Origin of the sequence: Acetonema longum DSM 6540 (assembly GCF_000219125.1) — a bacterium.
GTDB classification, from domain to species: Bacteria; Bacillota; Negativicutes; order Sporomusales; family Acetonemataceae; genus Acetonema; species Acetonema longum.
Map to the genome: position 1 here is coordinate 1 of NZ_AFGF01000138.1, position 712 is coordinate 712.

General features: G+C 46.9%; 5 tRNA genes. All 5 read left to right on the forward strand.

Annotation, left to right across the window (positions count from 1 at the left end):
• The first annotated feature begins 91 nt into the window (after positions 1-91).
• A tRNA-Thr gene (locus tag ALO_RS14155) sits at positions 92-167 on the forward strand.
• Positions 168-176: 9 nt separating this feature from the next.
• Positions 177-261, forward strand: a tRNA-Tyr gene (locus tag ALO_RS14160).
• Positions 262-274: 13 nt separating this feature from the next.
• Positions 275-350: transfer RNA gene (locus ALO_RS14165), tRNA-Met, on the forward strand.
• Positions 351-360: 10 nt separating this feature from the next.
• Positions 361-436 (forward strand) — tRNA-Thr (locus ALO_RS14170).
• A 7-nt stretch (positions 437-443) separates the two neighbouring features.
• Positions 444-520, forward strand: a tRNA-Met gene (locus tag ALO_RS14175).
• Positions 521-712 lie beyond the last annotated feature (192 nt).

Here is a 712-nt window from a genome sequence, read left to right on the forward strand (position 1 = left end):
CTTTACAAAAAAGTGTTGACATCATAGTGCGGTTATTATATAATAAATTTCGTCACTGCAAGAGATGTTTGCATCTTAATTACACCAGATTGCTGGCGTAGCTCAATTGGCAGAGCAGCTGACTTGTAATCAGCAGGTTGGGAGTTCAATTCTCTTCGCCAGCTCCATTTAAATCCGGAGGGGTTCCCGAGTGGCTAAAGGGAGCAGACTGTAAATCTGCCGTCTTTGACTTCGCTGGTTCGAATCCAGCCCCCTCCACCATACATTATCTTATCGCGGGATGGAGCAGCTGGCAGCTCGTCGGGCTCATAACCCGAAGGTCGCAGGTTCAAATCCTGCTCCCGCAACCAAATTTAATTTGCTGATGTAGCTCAGTCGGTAGAGCGTATCCTTGGTAAGGATAAGGTCACCGGTTCAATCCCGGTCATCAGCTCCAGATATAAGGCGGCGTAGCTCAGTTGGCTAGAGCAATCGGTTCATACCCGATGTGTCCGGGGTTCAAATCCCTGCGCCGCCACCATAAAGTGTCTCAAATCCTCGCCGTAAGCGAGGATTTTTTGCAGTCTGCAGTCTGTGAGCATATCTTCTTAAACAGGCAGGATTTTGGCTGTTGAAATCGAATATATTTTAAATGTATCAGTGATAACCTTCCACGTCATACATAGATTGGGTTTCATAATTACGGGTTCATGCCCGGCATTACCAACATCAG